The 16,388-nt window shown below is 37.2% G+C and carries 12 protein-coding genes and 1 pseudogene; 10 read left to right on the plus strand and 3 right to left on the minus strand.

From position 1 onward, the window contains the following. Positions 1 to 12 precede the first annotated feature (12 nt). Entirely contained in the window at positions 13 to 174 is a 162-nt protein-coding gene (locus FYJ25_RS03035; RefSeq protein WP_021907794.1) for a helix-turn-helix domain-containing protein, read from the minus strand. Positions 175 to 639: 465 nt separating this feature from the next. Between FYJ25_RS03035 and FYJ25_RS03040 the strand changes: the two genes are divergently transcribed. Together FYJ25_RS03040 and FYJ25_RS03045 are read left to right on the plus strand one after the other, a co-directional pair. Beyond that, entirely contained in the window at positions 640 to 969 is a 330-nt protein-coding gene (locus FYJ25_RS03040) for a DUF6514 family protein (protein WP_154580519.1), read from the plus strand. A gap of 311 nt (positions 970 to 1,280) precedes the next feature. After that, positions 1,281 to 1,928, plus strand: a complete 648-nt coding sequence (locus tag FYJ25_RS03045; protein ID WP_154580520.1) for a YigZ family protein — start codon at positions 1,281 to 1,283, stop codon at positions 1,926 to 1,928. 78 nt (positions 1,929 to 2,006) lie between these two features. Here the strand turns inward: FYJ25_RS03045 and typA are convergent, their stop codons facing one another. After that, positions 2,007 to 3,842: a translational GTPase TypA gene (typA, locus tag FYJ25_RS03050; protein ID WP_021907797.1), complete on the minus strand. Its 1,836-nt coding sequence runs from the start codon at positions 3,840 to 3,842 to the stop codon at positions 2,007 to 2,009. Positions 3,843 to 4,230: 388 nt separating this feature from the next. On the opposite strand from typA, the gene FYJ25_RS03055 reads away from it, so the two are divergent. The 7 genes and pseudogenes from FYJ25_RS03055 to FYJ25_RS03080 all read left to right on the plus strand — a co-directional run bounded on the left by FYJ25_RS03055 (position 4,231) and on the right by FYJ25_RS03080 (position 13,090). Then, entirely contained in the window at positions 4,231 to 4,902 is a 672-nt protein-coding gene (locus FYJ25_RS03055) for a single-stranded DNA-binding protein (RefSeq protein WP_021907798.1), read from the plus strand. Positions 4,903 to 5,205: 303 nt separating this feature from the next. Beyond that, on the plus strand, positions 5,206 to 6,444 hold the full coding sequence (gene hisS, locus FYJ25_RS03060) for a histidine--tRNA ligase (protein WP_147608874.1): 1,239 nt from the start codon (positions 5,206 to 5,208) through the stop codon (positions 6,442 to 6,444). 72 nt (positions 6,445 to 6,516) lie between these two features. Next, positions 6,517 to 7,035, plus strand: a complete 519-nt coding sequence (locus FYJ25_RS03065) for a cob(I)yrinic acid a,c-diamide adenosyltransferase (RefSeq protein WP_242970721.1) — start codon at positions 6,517 to 6,519, stop codon at positions 7,033 to 7,035. Positions 7,036 to 7,073: 38 nt separating this feature from the next. Then, entirely contained in the window at positions 7,074 to 7,961 is an 888-nt protein-coding gene (gene dapA / locus FYJ25_RS03070; protein ID WP_021907801.1) for a 4-hydroxy-tetrahydrodipicolinate synthase, read from the plus strand. Between the two features lie 27 nt (positions 7,962 to 7,988). Continuing rightward, on the plus strand, positions 7,989 to 8,750 hold the full coding sequence (gene dapB / locus FYJ25_RS03075; protein WP_154580521.1) for a 4-hydroxy-tetrahydrodipicolinate reductase: 762 nt from the start codon (positions 7,989 to 7,991) through the stop codon (positions 8,748 to 8,750). Between the two features lie 298 nt (positions 8,751 to 9,048). Then, positions 9,049 to 9,135, plus strand: a pseudogene (locus tag FYJ25_RS15210) (IS200/IS605 family transposase); the annotation flags it as partial. A gap of 490 nt (positions 9,136 to 9,625) precedes the next feature. Continuing rightward, the gene (locus FYJ25_RS03080) at positions 9,626 to 13,090 is read left to right on the plus strand and encodes a pyruvate carboxylase (protein ID WP_154580522.1); all 3,465 of its coding nucleotides are present in this window, start codon (positions 9,626 to 9,628) and stop codon (positions 13,088 to 13,090) included. 184 nt (positions 13,091 to 13,274) lie between these two features. On the opposite strand, the gene FYJ25_RS03085 is transcribed toward FYJ25_RS03080, so the two are convergent. After that, on the minus strand, positions 13,275 to 15,122 hold the full coding sequence (locus FYJ25_RS03085; protein ID WP_096240843.1) for a S8 family peptidase: 1,848 nt from the start codon (positions 15,120 to 15,122) through the stop codon (positions 13,275 to 13,277). Between the two features lie 700 nt (positions 15,123 to 15,822). On the opposite strand from FYJ25_RS03085, the gene dtd reads away from it, so the two are divergent. Further along, positions 15,823 to 16,269, plus strand: coding sequence for a D-aminoacyl-tRNA deacylase (gene dtd / locus FYJ25_RS03090; RefSeq protein WP_096240842.1), 447 nt, complete (start codon positions 15,823 to 15,825; stop codon positions 16,267 to 16,269). Positions 16,270 to 16,388: the final 119 nt, after the last annotated feature.

Raw genomic sequence — 16,388 nt, forward strand, 5'->3', positions numbered from 1 at the left:
TACAAATCAGGATTACATTGTTTGTAAACGTTCTAAGATAAGCTTCTCAATATATTTTGGGGGCTTTTTTTCTTCTTCTTCCCACGCGAGCCATGTTTTTAATGGAAAACCAAGAAGTTTGGCAACTTCTTCTGGGGAGCGTTTGGTTTTTATTCTAGCTTCTTTGATTGTCATAAAAATATGTTTCTCCTATAAAAATGGTATTAGGGTTAAAAATCCTTTTGCAAGCAAGCTTGCATCGGCTTTCTGACCTTTTGACCTTGGTATCATAAAAATACTATACGTGGGTGTTGTTGATTTGTCAAATGAAAAGCGTATTCGATCGTATTTAGTTTGATGAAAATATTGATAGATGCGTTCGGAGAAAAGAAAAAAGGATTACTAAAAAATAAAATTATTGGTTGAAGATTACAAAAAAAGAAAATCTTATAGAATAACAGATTTTTATTAATTAGTACAGATAATTAATTGTTGAATTATAAAATAAAAAAATGAATTTATCATACTATTAAAAAAAATAAAATATAAAAATTACTCGCCACTTACAAATAATTACATTCCAAAATTTTCTTGTTTTGGTATAATAGTGACATAAAACACAGAACCACATAAGGATTCTGAAAGAAAGGAAATATAACTATGAGAATAATCATGAAAAGTGAGAGGCAAGTTGAAGGAGGTTTTAAGAAGTATTTGTTAAAATATGAGCTTATAGCGAATGGGTTTCCGAAAGATGAAGGAGAGGGAACATATTATGGAGTGACAGTGGAACAGTTTATCTGGTCGGAAGAAAAGGGAGTATGGGAGAGATACGATTCGGCAGAAGTAACAGGCTTTTCAGAATCTTTAAAGGAATCCATGTTGTTTTTTGAAAAGATTGTTAAAGGGGATGTTATGCCGGTATGTCTGGAGAATATTGTCGATGATTGGAAATCAGCCTTTTGTCTTGATAACAAAGAATCTGCATAGTGCTTGTGTGTGATTTTTATATTCAAGTCGAGCAGCCGCGAGACTTGGCGCGTGATTCTGGTCAGCGTAAGCTGACATATTCTTTACAGAATCACTGCGCATCCTCGCGGAGCGTTTATCTCAGTCGGAGATTGGACTCCCACTGAGGCAAATTTGCTGTCACTCACCACCGGAAAGAGGTGGGAGTCTTCTCGACTGAGATAAATACAACCGTATAGAAGAAAAAGTACCAATGAAATATTCTTCTATGATATAATCAAGTATAGTATGGCTTATATTATAGATTATATTTATAGAAGAGGAGGTGTCTTATGATCAAACATAAGGCGGTTTACCGTGGTGGAAGCGGAGAGATTATAGAGAAAAAGTCAAGATTTATTGCGAATGTTAAGAGCGTAGAGACTGTGGAGGAGGCACAGGCTTATATAGAGGAGATGAGAAAGAAGTACTGGGATGCTAGACATAATTGTTCTGCATTTTCAGTGGGAACAGAGCGTGTGATAACAAGATGCAGTGATGACGGAGAACCAGGTGGAACGGCAGGAAAGCCGATTCTTGAGGTGATATCCGGCAGTGGAATACATAATATTGTTGTTGTTGTAACAAGATATTTTGGTGGAACTTTGCTGGGAACAGGGGGGCTTGTAAGAGCGTATACCGATGCGACAAGAGCAGGGATAGAGAATTCAGACATCGTAGAGAAGATTCCAGGAAGAAGAGTAGATCTTGTTATGGAGTATACAGACCTTGGGAAGCTTCAATATTTGCTGGCGCAAAATGAAGTGCTTACGGAGGATACAGAGTATACAGACAAGGTTATTATTCATGCTCTTTTTTCGGAAGAGGATAAAGAAGGATTGAAGAAAAAGATAACGGAAGCAACTAGTGGTCGTGTGGCAGTGAGAGAAGGGGATGAAGTCTATTTTGGTACGGTTGGGGGAGAAGTGATTATATTTTAATTGCAGCCTGACTTGTAATCTGAATATAGAAAACCGGAAGATATGGTATGTATCTTCCGGTTCTTCAAAATAATATAATTATGCTTTTCCGTTTCTCTTAGCACGATAACGTGCAGTTGGATCAAGAATTTTCTTTCTGATACGAATATTCTTAGGTGTGATTTCAAGTAATTCGTCTGTATCAATAAAATCTAAAGCCTGCTCTAAGCTTAAAATTCTAGGAGGGCTTAATTTTAATGCATCATCAGAACCTGAAGCACGGGTGTTCGTAAGTTTCTTTGTTTTACAAACGTTCACTTCGATATCGTCTGTTTTTCCATTCTGACCGATAACCATGCCGGAATATACTTTTTCACCGGCACCTACGAATAATGTACCACGTTCCTGTGCACTGAAAAGACCATAAGTAACGGTTTCACCAGATTCATAAGCAATTAAGGAACCTTGTTTTCTATACTGGATATCTCCTTTATATGGACCGTATCCTTCAAATAAAGTATTGATGATACCGGTTCCTTTCGTGTCAGTCATAAAGTCACCGCGGTATCCAATCAAGCCTCTGGCAGGAATGGAGAACTCCAGGCGGGTTGAACCGCTTCCGGACATGGACATATTACGAAGTTCACCTTTACGCTGGCTTAACTTTTCAATGACTACACCGGAAAATTCTTCTGGAACATCGATAACAGCGGTTTCCATAGGTTCTAATTTTTTACCATTTTCATCGGTATGATAAAGAACTTCTGCTTTACTTACTGCAAATTCATAACCTTCACGACGCATGTTTTCAATAAGAACAGAAAGGTGAAGCTCACCACGACCAGATACTTTGAAAGAATCTGTGTTGTCCATTTCTTCTACACGAAGGCTGACATCTGTATTCAGTTCGCGTAACAGTCTATCACGAATATGACGGGAAGTTACAAATTTACCTTCCTGTCCTGCAAGAGGACTGTCATTAACAAGGAACTGCATAGCAATCGTAGGTTCAGAGATTTTCTGGAATGGTATTGCTTCCGGATGGTCCGGAGAACATATGGTATCACCGATATGGATGTCTGCAATACCAGAGATAGCAACGATGGAACCGACAGTAGCATCATTTACTTCTACTTTATTAAGACCATCGAATTCATATAATTTGCTGATTTTTACCTTTTTATTTACGGATGGATCATGGTGGTTCACAAGAAGTGCATCCTGATTTACGCGGATAGAGCCATTCTCAACTTTACCAATACCAATTCGTCCAACATATTCATTATAGTCAATTGTGCTGATAAGAATCTGTGTATCTGCATCAGGGTCACCCGTTGGTGCAGGAATGTGTTTGATGATAGTTTCGAATAATGGTTTCATATCTGTACCATTTTCACTTAATTCAAGCATCGCAATACCAGATTTTGCAGAAGCATAAACAAAAGGACTGTCTAACTGCTCATCATCGGCGTCTAGTTCTAAAAGAAGTTCTAGTACTTCATCCATGACATCTTCCGGACGCGCCTCCGGACGGTCAATCTTATTAATACACACGATAAATGGAAGATTTAATTCAAGAGCCTTTTTTGTTACAAACTTAGTCTGTGGCATAGGACCTTCGAATGCATCTACAACAAGAATTACACCATCAACCATTTTCAGTACACGTTCTACTTCTCCACCGAAGTCAGCGTGTCCGGGAGTATCAATGATATTGATTTTTACTCCTTCATAGTGAATGGCTGTATTTTTAGATAAAATAGTGATTCCACGTTCTTTTTCAATATCGTTAGAATCCATAACACGTTCGCCAACTTCCTGATTGGCACGAAAAGTACCACTTTGTTTTAATAGTTCATCGACGAGAGTGGTTTTTCCATGGTCAACGTGAGCGATAATAGCTACGTTACGGACATCTTCTCTTGAGATTTTCATAAATTGCCTTCTTTCTAAAAGTGTAAAGTATAAATTGCTCATCACTTGAGGAATGAACCAACTTATAACCGTATTTTAACGTTCAAACTAAGTTATTCTAGCACAAACAGAGTAAAGACACAATAAAAAATACGAAATAAATAGGAAAATAAACTAGAAAGAATAATTTTACTATATAACTATATCAATCTATTGCAGAAAGATTTGTCGTTATATAAAGTGGAGAAAAAGACTCCGAAAAAATTACCTTGAGAGTATTTTGAGAACGTATAGGACATCATGCATAGGATATCATATAGAAAGAAAAAGGAATATTTTTATAATTTTTGTATATATATAAACTAAACAACATATACAGAATCTGCGCTACATACAGGGAGGAGTAAACATGACAGAAAAAATTTTAAAAAATAACCAGGCAGTTGTTGCCGGAGAAATTATCTCTGATTTTGAATTCAGCCATGAAGTTTTTGGTGAGGGATTCTATTTTGTTAAGTTGAGAGTAAACAGACTAAGTCATTCAAGTGATACGATTCCATTATTGGTATCAGAAAGATTAATTGATGTGACACATTCTCATATAGGGCAGTATTTGGAGGCGCATGGACAGTTCCGTTCGTATAATAAACATGAAAATAATAAAAACCATCTTGTATTATCGTTGTTTGTAAGAGAACTTGAATTTATAGACAGTATGGAAAATCGAAAGCCTAATATGATTTTCCTTGATGGGTATATCTGTAAAGAACCGGTGTATAGAACAACACCTCTTGGCAGAGAAATTGCCGATGTATTATTAGCAGTAAACAGAGCTTATGGTAAGTCAGATTATATACCATGTATATGCTGGGGAAGGAATGCAAGGTATGCCGGTAATCTTTCTGTAGGAAGCAGGATTCAGTTATGGGGTCGCATTCAGAGCAGGGAGTATCAAAAGAGAGTTGGAGAAAATAATGTAGTCAGTAGAGTGGCTTATGAAATCTCTGTAAACAAGATGGAATATATAGATGATGGAATAAACCTTGAAAGGAAGGTTGCAGATTCGGGAAATATAGGTTAAATTATAAGGGACTGTTCAATTTGAGCGGTCCTTTGATTTATCATATAATAATATGATGTCAGGGTCAAAAGGTCAAAACGCCGTTCGTGCTTGTACGATAAGGTGTTTGACTTTGGGACCCGCGGAACATGAGAAAGTAGCGATTTACGTAGTAAATCAGCGGATTTTGAATGTTTCAGAATTACGGGAGTTGCATTAGCTGCGGAGTAATTCGTGACATCAAGTTAGGGGCAAAATACCTTTTGACCCTAACATCATAATATAAAAAATAAGTAAGAATAAAAGACAGAAAGGAAAACAAAAATGAAGATAACACCAGTAAAAGGTACGAATGATTATTTGCCAGCACAGGCAGAATTGAGAAATTATTTACAAAAGAAGATTTGTGAAACATACGAACAGGCCGGATTCCAGAGAATTTCTACTCCAATTATTGAGGATATTGAGAATCTTGATAAGAGTGAGGGAGGAGATAACCTGAATTTAATTTTCAAAATAATGAAGAGAGGAGAAAAGTTAAAGAAGGCAATCGCAAGTCAGAATCCAGACAATATTGCGGATATGGGACTTCGTTATGACCTTACATTACCTCTGAGCCGTTATTATGCTAATAATCGTGCATCATTGCCACATCCATTTAAAGTAATTCAGATGGACCGGGTGTATCGTGCAGAGCGTCCACAGAAAGGCCGTTTAAGAGAATTTATTCAGTGTGATATTGATATCCTTGGTTCTGATTCTGCTACATGCGAGATTGAATTGATTCACACAACAGCAAAAGCGCTTCTTAATATTGGTATTAATAATTTTAAAGTAAAGATCAATGACAGAAGAATTTTAAGAGAAATTCTTTTATCTGTAGGTTTTGAGGAAGAACAATTAGACAGTGTCTGCATTTCTTTTGATAAATTAAATAAAATCAAGGCAGAAGGTGTTGAAGCGGAATTAATTGAAAAAGGTTTTGACAAAGATGTTATTGCAGAATTTATGAAACTCCTTGCTAATGCACCATTTACACTTGATTATGTAAAAGAAATCTGTAAGGATAATGAATATGTAGCTTCTTTAGCACATATTATCGATACATCTAATGCTCTTGCAGATGGAAAATATACAGCAGAGTATGATATGACATTAGTTAGAGGACAGGGATATTATACGGGAACAGTATTTGAAGTAGAATCTTTAGATTTTAACAGCTCTATTGCTGGTGGTGGAAGATATGATAATCTGATTGGAAAGTTCTTAAAAGAACAGATTCCGGCGGTTGGATTTTCTATTGGTTTTGAAAGAATTTACAGTATCCTGATGGAAAAGGAAGCATATAAAACAGAAAAACAGAAAAAAGTTGTCTTGATTTATGAAGAAGATCAGATTGCTGATGCTATTCGTTATGCAGAAAATCTCCGTAAAACTTATAAAACTGCTTTATATATTAAACCAAAGAAACTTGGTAAGTTCCTTAATAAATTAGAAGAACAGGGATTTGATGGTTTCCAGGTGTTTGGAAGAGATGAAGAAGTAAGAATGTTTGGAAAATAGTAGATTTTTGTAATGATTTATGGTATGATGTTGCAAACATCAATAAATATAATCAGGATGAAAGGTCAGAAAATGGACGGAAGTATACAGGTTTATTATGGCAATGGAAGAGGAAAAACTACAGCAGCTTTAGGACTTGGCATTCGTGCAGCCGGTGTAGGAAAGCAAGTTATTATGGTGCAGTTTCTCAAGAAAAAACATTCCGATACGCTGGATTTCTTAAAAAAGTTAGAGCCGGAATTGCAGATTTTCCGCTTTGAAAAGGCGGCATGCGGGTATTCTGATTTGAGCCCGAAGGAAAAGCAGGAGCAGATGCTCAACATTAAGAATGCTCTTGGATATAGCAGAAAGGTTCTTGATACAGGACAGTGTGATCTGCTGATTCTTGATGAGATTTTTGGATTAGTTGATTATAATATCATTACCATTGAAGAATTGATGGATTTGATTGCAGTTAAAAAAGATTCCATGGATCTGATACTTACGGGAAGAAATCTCCCTGAAGAAGTAAGAGAGATTGCAGACTGTGTCTATTCAATCCAAAGAGAAAAGGAAAAAACCCCGGAGATATTAGCACAGGGTATTTCCTGATATATTCTTAGATTTAGATGAAGAAAGGAAGGATAAGGATGGCTGTTTTTACAGGAGCAGGTGTTGCGATTGCAACTCCATTTGATGAAAATTACAATATTGATTATGAAAGTTTTGGAAAGTTTATAGATTTTCAGGTAGAGAATAAGACCGATGCGATTATCGTATGCGGAACCTCAGGAGAGGCATCTACTTTAAGTCATGAGGAACATATTGCAGCGATTCGCTACTGCGTAAATCGTGTAAACAAGAGAATTCCTGTAATTGCAGGAACAGGTTCTAATTGTACAGATACGGCTTCCTACCTTACAAAGCAGGCACAGAACGCAGGAGCAGATGCAGCTCTTGTGGTAACACCTTATTATAATAAAGCAACGCAGAATGGTCTGATCGCTCATTATACAGATATTGCAAAACATACAGATTTGCCAATTATTCTTTATAATGTACCAAGCAGAACTGGCTGTAAGTTAGAGTCCTCTACAATTGCAAAGCTGGTAAAAGAGGTAGATAATATTGTTGGTGTAAAGGAAGCAACAGGAGATATCGCTATGGCTGCACAGATCATGTATGATACGCAGGGTGATATTGATATGTATTCCGGTAATGATGATATGATCGTTCCGATGCTTTCTATCGGTGGAAAGGGTGTTATCTCTGTTCTTTCTAACGTAGCACCGGAAGATACACATAACATCTGTGCAGAATATTTTGCAGGTAATGTAGAAAAGAGTCGTGAATTACAGATTAAATATCTTGAACTGATTCATTCCCTCTTCTGTGAAGTGAATCCGATCCCTGTAAAGAAAGCATTAGAATTAATGGGATTCTATGGCGGTAACGTGAGACTTCCTTTAACACAGTTAGAGCCTGCCCACACAGAACGTCTGAAAAAGGCTATGATCGACACTGGAATTTTAAAATAAGGACATATTCGGAGGAATGAACATAAGATGGTTAAAGTAATGATGTACGGATGTAATGGCTATATGGGTCATGTTATCTGTAATTTGATAAAAGATATGGAAAATGTCACTGTGGCAGCGGGAATTGACCCATGTTCAGGTGACCAGAAGGATTTTCCTGTATTTACATCCTTAGATGCGTGTGATGTAGATGTAGATGTTATCATTGATTTTTCTGCAGCAGTAGCCGTAGATGGTGTCCTTGATTACGCAGCAGCAAAGAAGATTCCTTTAGTAGAATGTACAACAGGTCTTTCGGAAGAACAGCTCGCACATCTTGAAGAAGCCAGCAAACAGACAGCGGTTCTTCGTTCCGCCAATATGTCACTTGGTGTAAACACATTGTTAGAGATGGTAAAGACTGCAACAAAGATTCTTAGAGAAGCAGGCTTTGATATTGATATCGTAGAGAAACATCATCGAAGAAAGTTAGATGCACCTTCAGGAACAGCATTAGCTTTTGCTGATTCTATCAATGAAGCAGCGGATGGCAAGTATAATTATGTATTTGACAGAAGTGATAGAAGAATGCCACGTCCAGCAGATGAGATTGGAATTTCTGCAGTTCGTGGAGGAACCATCGTAGGTGAACATGAGATTATCTTTGCAGGAACGGATGAAGTAATTGAATTTAAACATACCGCATATTCCAGAGCTGTATTTGGAAAAGGAGCGGTGGAAGCAGCAGTATATCTGGCAGATAAACCAGCAGGTTTATATGACATGCAAGATGTGATTGCAGCTAAATAATCCTGATTTGTAGATTTAATGTAGACGAAAAAAGAAAAAATACCATATCCCAGCTGCTCTGTAGTCGCTGTGTTTAAGATGCTCACCCGCATCTGGGATATGGTATTTTTTCTTTTTTCTGACTACTATAAATCCACAGTTGATGAGAAAGGGGATTTTCCAGAAGGTTATGGATTCTCAGGAAATTAAAGCCTAAAGGATTGACGCATTTCTTCTGGAGTTTTCCATTTGAATGAAAAGCCTAATCCCTCAACTATGCTGGGGAGAATAGAGTAAGTGGAAACGTGGAGTATGCGATATAATATTTATTCCGAAGTATAGAAAAAAGGTACTGTATGGAAAATTGAGTAATGATGTAAGGGAAATATTATCTACGCTATGCAAATAAAAATTCTCTTTTCTTTAGAAACCTTAATGTGATTCAGCAACATAGAACAATTTAAATGTCAGTCTTTTAGAAATTAATTTCCCGGAAAGTCATATCCTTCTGGTACATTCCACGTTGCTCAACTGTAGATTTAGAATAGTCAGAAAAAAGAAAAAAAATATATCCCAGATGTGGCTTGGGAGCGTATTTAAGATGCGGACAGGCATATTAAATACAGCGACTACAGAGCAGATGGGATATATTATTTTTTTCTTTTTTCGTCTACATTAAATCTACAAATCAGGATTTTTTTGTGAAGTGAGCGGACTTTTTTGTTGTGCTATTGACAGAAATGAAAGTATATAATATACTCTAACGCAAAAGTTTTGATTTCAAAAAAAAGATAAATAATTACGTTTGAAATCAAAATACAACTGGTAAGCGAAACAATATGGTGTAGAAAAGAACTGTAAGTGAGAACTCGCATGCAAATAGGAGGGTTAGGGTTATGTCAAAAAAGGTAAGTGTAAAGAAGTTTAGAAAAGTCCTTGTTGCGAATCGTGGGGAGATTGCAATTCGTATTTTCAGAGCGTTAAGTGAGCTTGGGATTACAACGGTTAGTATTTATTCGAAAGAAGACCGTTATGCAATGTTTCGTTCTAAGGCGGATGAGTCCTATCCGTTAAATCCTCAGAAGGGACCGATTGATGCATATCTTGATATTGATACGATTATTAAGATCGCACTTTCTACAGGAGTAGATGCGATTCATCCGGGATATGGCTTTCTTTCAGAAAATCCGGACTTTGCAGATGCATGTGAGAGGAATGGAATCGTATTTATTGGACCGGGCAGCAATATTATGAATGCGATGGGAGATAAGATTTCTTCTAAAAAGATTGCTATTGAAGCGAATGTTCCAATTATTCCAGGTGTGGATTATGCAATTAAGGAAGTAGATGAAGCGAAAAAAATTGCAGCGCAGGTTGGTTATCCAGTTATGCTTAAAGCGAGCAATGGCGGTGGCGGACGCGGTATGCGAATTGTAAATCAGGAAGAGGATTTAGAGAAAGAATTTAACGAAGCGAAGAATGAATCGAAGAAGGCTTTCGGTGACGATATGATCTTCATTGAAAAGTATTTAAGAGGCCCAAAGCATATCGAGGTGCAGATTATCGGAGACAATTATGGGAATGTAGTACATCTTTATGACAGAGATTGTTCTGTTCAGAGAAGACATCAAAAGGTAGTAGAGTATGCACCGGCATTTTCCATACCAGAAACAGTACGTCAGGAAATCTTTGATGCATCTATACGATTGGCGAAAACAGTAGGCTATCGTAATGCCGGTACGTTGGAATTTTTAGTAGATGCAGATAATCATCCATATTTTATTGAGATGAATCCTCGAATTCAGGTAGAGCATACAGTAAGTGAGATGGTTACGGATATCGATATCGTACAGACACAGATTCTTATTGCGGAAGGTTATCCTTTAGATTCAGAAGAGATTGCGATTCCGTCTCAGGAAAACGTAGTATGTACAGGATATTCTATACAGACTCGTGTGACGACAGAAGATCCAGCCAATAATTTCCTTCCGGATACAGGAGAAATTACAGTATATCGTTCGGGTTCTGGTAATGGCATCCGTCTTGATGGAGGCAATGCATATACAGGAGCAGTGATTTCTCCATATTATGACAGCCTTCTTGTAAAAGCAATCTCTCATGACAGAACTTTTCTTGGAGCGGTAAGAAAGTCTATCAGAGCGTTACAGGAAATGCGTATTCGTGGAGTAAAAACGAATATTCCATTTCTTGTGAATGTGTTAAATCATCCAACATTTCAAAGTGGACAGTGTTATACAACGTTTATTGAGGAAACACCGGAACTTTTTGAACTTACTAAGAGTCAGAATCGTGCGAATAAGATTATTGAATTTATTGGGGATCGCATCGTAAATTCAAATAATGGAGAAAAAACATTTTATGAGAACAGAGTTCTTCCGAAGCTTGACAAAAGCAAACCAGTTTATGGAGCGAGGGATGAATTTTTAAAATTGGGTGCACAGGGATTTATGCAGAAGATTTTAAAAGAAGATAAGCTTTATGTGACAGATACTACAATGCGAGATGCGCAGCAGTCACTGATGGCAACTCGTATGAGAAGTAAGGATCTGTGTGGTGCGGCTTATGCGACAAACGCGTTTATGAAGAATGCATTTTCTGTGGAAGCGTGGGGTGGTGCCACCTATGATACGGCATATCGCTTTTTGAAAGAATCCCCTTGGAAACGTCTTGAGTTATTAAGAGAAAGAATGCCAAATACATTGATTCAGATGCTTCTTCGTGCATCCAATGCAGTGGGATACAGCAACTATCCAGATAATGTTGTAAAAGAATTTATCCGTATCTCAGCGGATCATGGTATTGATGTTTTCCGTATTTTTGACAGTTTAAACTGGGTAGAAAATATGAAGATGCCAATAGAAGAAGCGCTGAAAACAGGTAAAATTGTTGAGGGAACTATTTGTTATACAGGAGATGTCAGCAATCCAAATGAGACAAAATATACACTTGATTATTATGTAAAAATGGCTCTTGAATTAGAAAAACTCGGATGTCATTCCATTGCTATTAAAGATATGGCGGCACTTTTAAAACCTAGAGCGGCTAAAGAACTTGTAGGCACATTGAAAAAAGAACTTCATGTACCATTACATTTACATACACATGATTCTACAGGTAACGGTGTGAGTACAGTGCTCATGGCAGCGGAGGCAGGAGTGGACATCGTTGACTTAGCGATTGAATCTATGTCATCGATGACAAGTCAGCCATCCATGAATGCGGTTGTAGAAGCGCTTCGTGGAACAAAGAGAGATACAGGGCTTGATTTTGAAGAGTTGTCAGAACTGAGCAGATATTATAATCGAATTAGAAGTGTGTATGCACCATTTGAAAGTGATATGAAGTCTCCGAATACGGAGATTTATAAATATGAGATCCCAGGTGGACAATATTCTAATCTTCTTGCGCAGGTTACCGAAATGGGATCTCCGGAAGAATTTGAGGCGATCAAAGGGCTTTATAAAGAAGCGAATGATTTACTTGGTAATATTGTAAAAGTAACTCCTACTTCAAAGGCGGTAGGTGATCTTGCAATTTTCATGTATAAAAATAATCTGAATAAGGATAATATTTTAACTGCCGGAGCTAGTTTGTCTTATCCGGATTCCGTTGTTTCTTATTTTCAGGGAATGATGGGACAGCCTTATGGTGGATTTCCGAAAGAATTACAGAAAATTGTGTTAAAAGATATTGAATCGCTTACAGAACGTCCAGGTAAATTGTTACCGCCAGAAGATTTGGAAGGTATCAAAAAGCACCTCATTGAAAAATACCATTATGAGGATAAATCAGAAGAAGTTATGGCGCAAAAAGCAATCAGTTATGCATTATATCCAAAAGTGTATGAAGACTACTGCGAACATTTTGAAATGTATAATGATGTGACAAGATTAGAAAGTCATGTGTATTTCTATGGCTTGAGAAAAGGAGAAGAAACATACTTAAAGATTGGTGAAGGAAAAGAGCTTCTGATCAAATATCTTGAACAGAGCGACCCGGACGAAAATGGAATCCGAACATTAAGTTTTCAGGTAAATGGTTCTATTCGTACTGTGAAGATTCAGGATCATAATCTTGAAATTAAGACAGACCGCCGCTTGAAAGCAGATAAAAATAATCCACAGCATCTTGGTTCCTCTATTCCAGGAACCGTTGATAAGGTTCTTGTTAAAGAAGGCGATGTAGTAACAAAGAATATGCCGCTTATGACAATTGAGGCGATGAAGATGGAAACAACGGTAGTATCTACGGTAAACGGAACAGTAGACAAGATTTATGTTGAGTCAGGGGACAGTGTACATCAGGATGATTTACTTGTATCATTTCATATTAAAGAATGATTTTACGATTGATGAAAAGCAACAATCAATAATAATACAAAAATAATACAAAATATCCTTCTTAAAGTTTTCGATGTGCAAAAATAACCTCAGCCGCAATCGTTGAAATTAGCGGTTGGGGTTATTTTTTACTATAATTATTATAATTTTATAATTGTAAAAAATATAAAAAATGACATTAAGGTTAAAAAGTATTTTTTACACATAAAGCTCCCCAGCCGATTTTTTCATTAGGATATTCAGAAAAGGCGGGTAAAGCTCTTGCGCTTTTCCAAAGGTATGCCTTTAGTTTTTCACCATAAAGAAAAGGGTCATTGCCTTGTACAATGCCATATTGCATTAAAAGTGCAGCGGCTCCGGCAACAAAAGGCGATGCCATAGATGTTCCGGTTTGTATAGTATATCCCCCTCCGGGAGCGGTGCTTAATATATTTACTGCAGGGGCACAAAGATCAGGTTTTGTATACATAGTATTAGAAAAACCCTGGCCAGAAAAGGAGGCAAATATATCAAGGCTGCTGTCGTAGCCGCTGACACTGATTACGGAAGATGCCGTAGAAGGAATCGTGAAAGTCATGTCAGAAGAAGGTGTTGTAAAGCCTGTAGCGGAATTCGTAGCATCTTTTGAGGGCAACCAGAATTGCAGCCGCCCATCAACAATTTTTCCTGTTGGAATGGATGTGATCCGTAATGTCCAAGTACCAGAAGGAATAAAGGAAGTATTTGGACTAAAAGAAAGAAAATATTGTCGAAATGGCTGATAGGGTGTGGGGTTGTTAATAGTAAGATAAATGGTTGTATCCGCAATCATATAAGTGTAGATACCGGGCGTAGCAGGAAAGGTAAAACTTTGTGAGCCAGAAGGAGCGAGAAGTTCATAAGAAAAATCATCTGCAAAGACCTGCCATATTTCCAGATAAAGACTGCGCTCACCGGGAGCTATAGTAAAAGAGAGGGATTTCTTATAGGAGCTTTTGGTTAAAGAAGACCCAATATTTAAAGAAGCGTGTCTTCTTGTGCGCCCTTCGTTTCCTGTAGCAACAGAAATGATGTTTTTGCCATAAAAAGAAACCTGTTCCATAAAAAGTTCTAAAAGACTGTTCCCGGTATGAGAACCATCATTTGAACCATAACTGATATTGATACTTAACGGCAGAAAAAGGGAATTCGTAAAGCGAACAGCAAAATCAACAGCCATCATAAGATTAGCGTAGTCGCTATAAACAGAAGAAGCATCGTTTTTTAATTTTACAACAATCAGAGAACTTTCAGGAGCAACTCCCTGATTCTTTCCATTACTGACTCTGCCATTTCCGGCACAGATACCAGCAATGTGAGTACCATGACCGGAACTATCTTCTGAAGGAGAAAGTGACTCAGAAGCAGACCCAAGTGCAGTCGGGGTGGAAGAATCAAAAAATGAAAAATTATTTGCGCCTGTAAGCAGTTGATTTAAATCTTCTTCTGAAAAAATAATTCCTAGATTATAAGGATTATTTATAGAAAAATGATTGTGAATAAAAGGCAGACTTTGATCCCAGTAAGCCAAAATACGTGTGCTTCCGTCAGTATTTCTAAAATCAGGGTGTGTATAATCCACCCCAGAATCAAGAATAGCAATAACAGTCCCTTTGCCGGTAAGAGTCGTTTCATTAACATTTCTTCCGGTAATAATATTGTAATCAGGTAAACAAGAAGAAGCGATACCGGTAAGAGCATTTTCATAAATCGGACGGGAAAGTTCAACATAAAGAACCTGAGGATAAGCTAAAAAAGCAGGAAGATACTTCTCTTGAATAAAAAGAATGGCAAAATTACCGAGTAAAGGAATAAAAGAAAAAGGAATTTCTTTCTGTATTTCTTCAAGAGAACCATTATAAAAAAGAATCAGCTTCCATGTATTTATATCGGGGGAAAAACCAGACCGAAGCCAGGGACTTTCCATTCGTTTGGTATCATCTAAAGAAAGCGAGAGCGCAAGCGCAGGATTTAATTTCTGGTTTATAGGTTCTATTTCAGTAATAGAAAGCATAATGAACTCACTTTAAATCTTTACCAAAATATATTCATTAAGTAACTATTTAATTCATTTAGAAGAAACAGACGAAAATAAAAAGAATAGACCATAACAAATGTAAAGATATCACTGCGTAGAAAATGCCTGTTCGGCATTTTTACTTGTTCTCACATTACATTTGTTATGGTCTATTCTTTTTATTTTCTGTGTTTCAGCTCCAGAAGGAATGAATGCAATAGTCTTTTTGGGGAAAAGAAGGGGGAGAAGTCGGAAGATTGTGGCTTATTCTGATACTGTCTCCGCTATGCTGTCATGATGATAAGATGATATCGCCAGCTACCATTGTATACGATAAATATAAAGGCGATTTCTTTAATATTCATATCAGATGGGGATTGACTCCTCTACTGATATAGCCTCCGGCAGGGCGCACATCTTCCGAGTAAGCAGGAACCTTTCTGACCTCTTCCCCTTATCCCTCCCAAAGACTATTGCACTCATTCCTTCTGGAGCCAAAACACAGAAAAAAGAAATAATACCGTATCCCAGATGCGGCTTCGGAGCGTGTTTAAGATGCGGATAAGCATCTTAAACACAGCGACTACAGAGCAGATGGGATATAGTATTATTTCTTTTTTCGTTTGTTTTCTCTAATGAATTAAATAGTAAAATGTGTTATAGTTGGAGTGAATTTGATAAAGGATGGATGAAAGTTATGAAAGCAGTATTACAGGTAGTTTCTCATGCGACAGTTCGTGTGGAAGGAGAAGTTGCAGGACAGATTGATAAGGGATTATTGGTTTTTCTTGGTGTGGCTGAGGAAGATGAGCAGACCGATCTTGATAAGATTGTAAAGAAGGTAACAGAGCTACGTATTTTTAAGGATGATGCAGGAAAGACAAACCTTTCCCTTCAGGATGTGGGAGGGGGACTTTTAGTAGTTTCTCAGTTTACCTTGCTTGCAGATTGTAAAAAGGGAAGACGACCAAGCTTTGTAAAGGCGGGGAATCCGCAGAAAGCGGAAGAGATGTATGAAGAGTTTATACGGGTATGCAAGGAAAAGGTTTCGAAAGTGGAGCATGGTGTTTTTGGAGCAAATATGAAAGTGGAACTTTTGAATGACGGTCCGTTTACGATAGTTTTAGACAGTAAAGAGTTATAAATATGAATTATTGTCGGAAAAAACTTGCATTTTATATGCGCTTTACTATATAATAACGGATAGCAGGTTTTGAAGAATAATTTCCTATTTTTAAATAAGCAGAATAGGAATACGTTAAG

It is taken from the genome of Anaerobutyricum soehngenii (genome assembly GCF_009697165.1).
Classification (GTDB): Bacteria; Bacillota; Clostridia; order Lachnospirales; family Lachnospiraceae; genus Anaerobutyricum; species Anaerobutyricum soehngenii.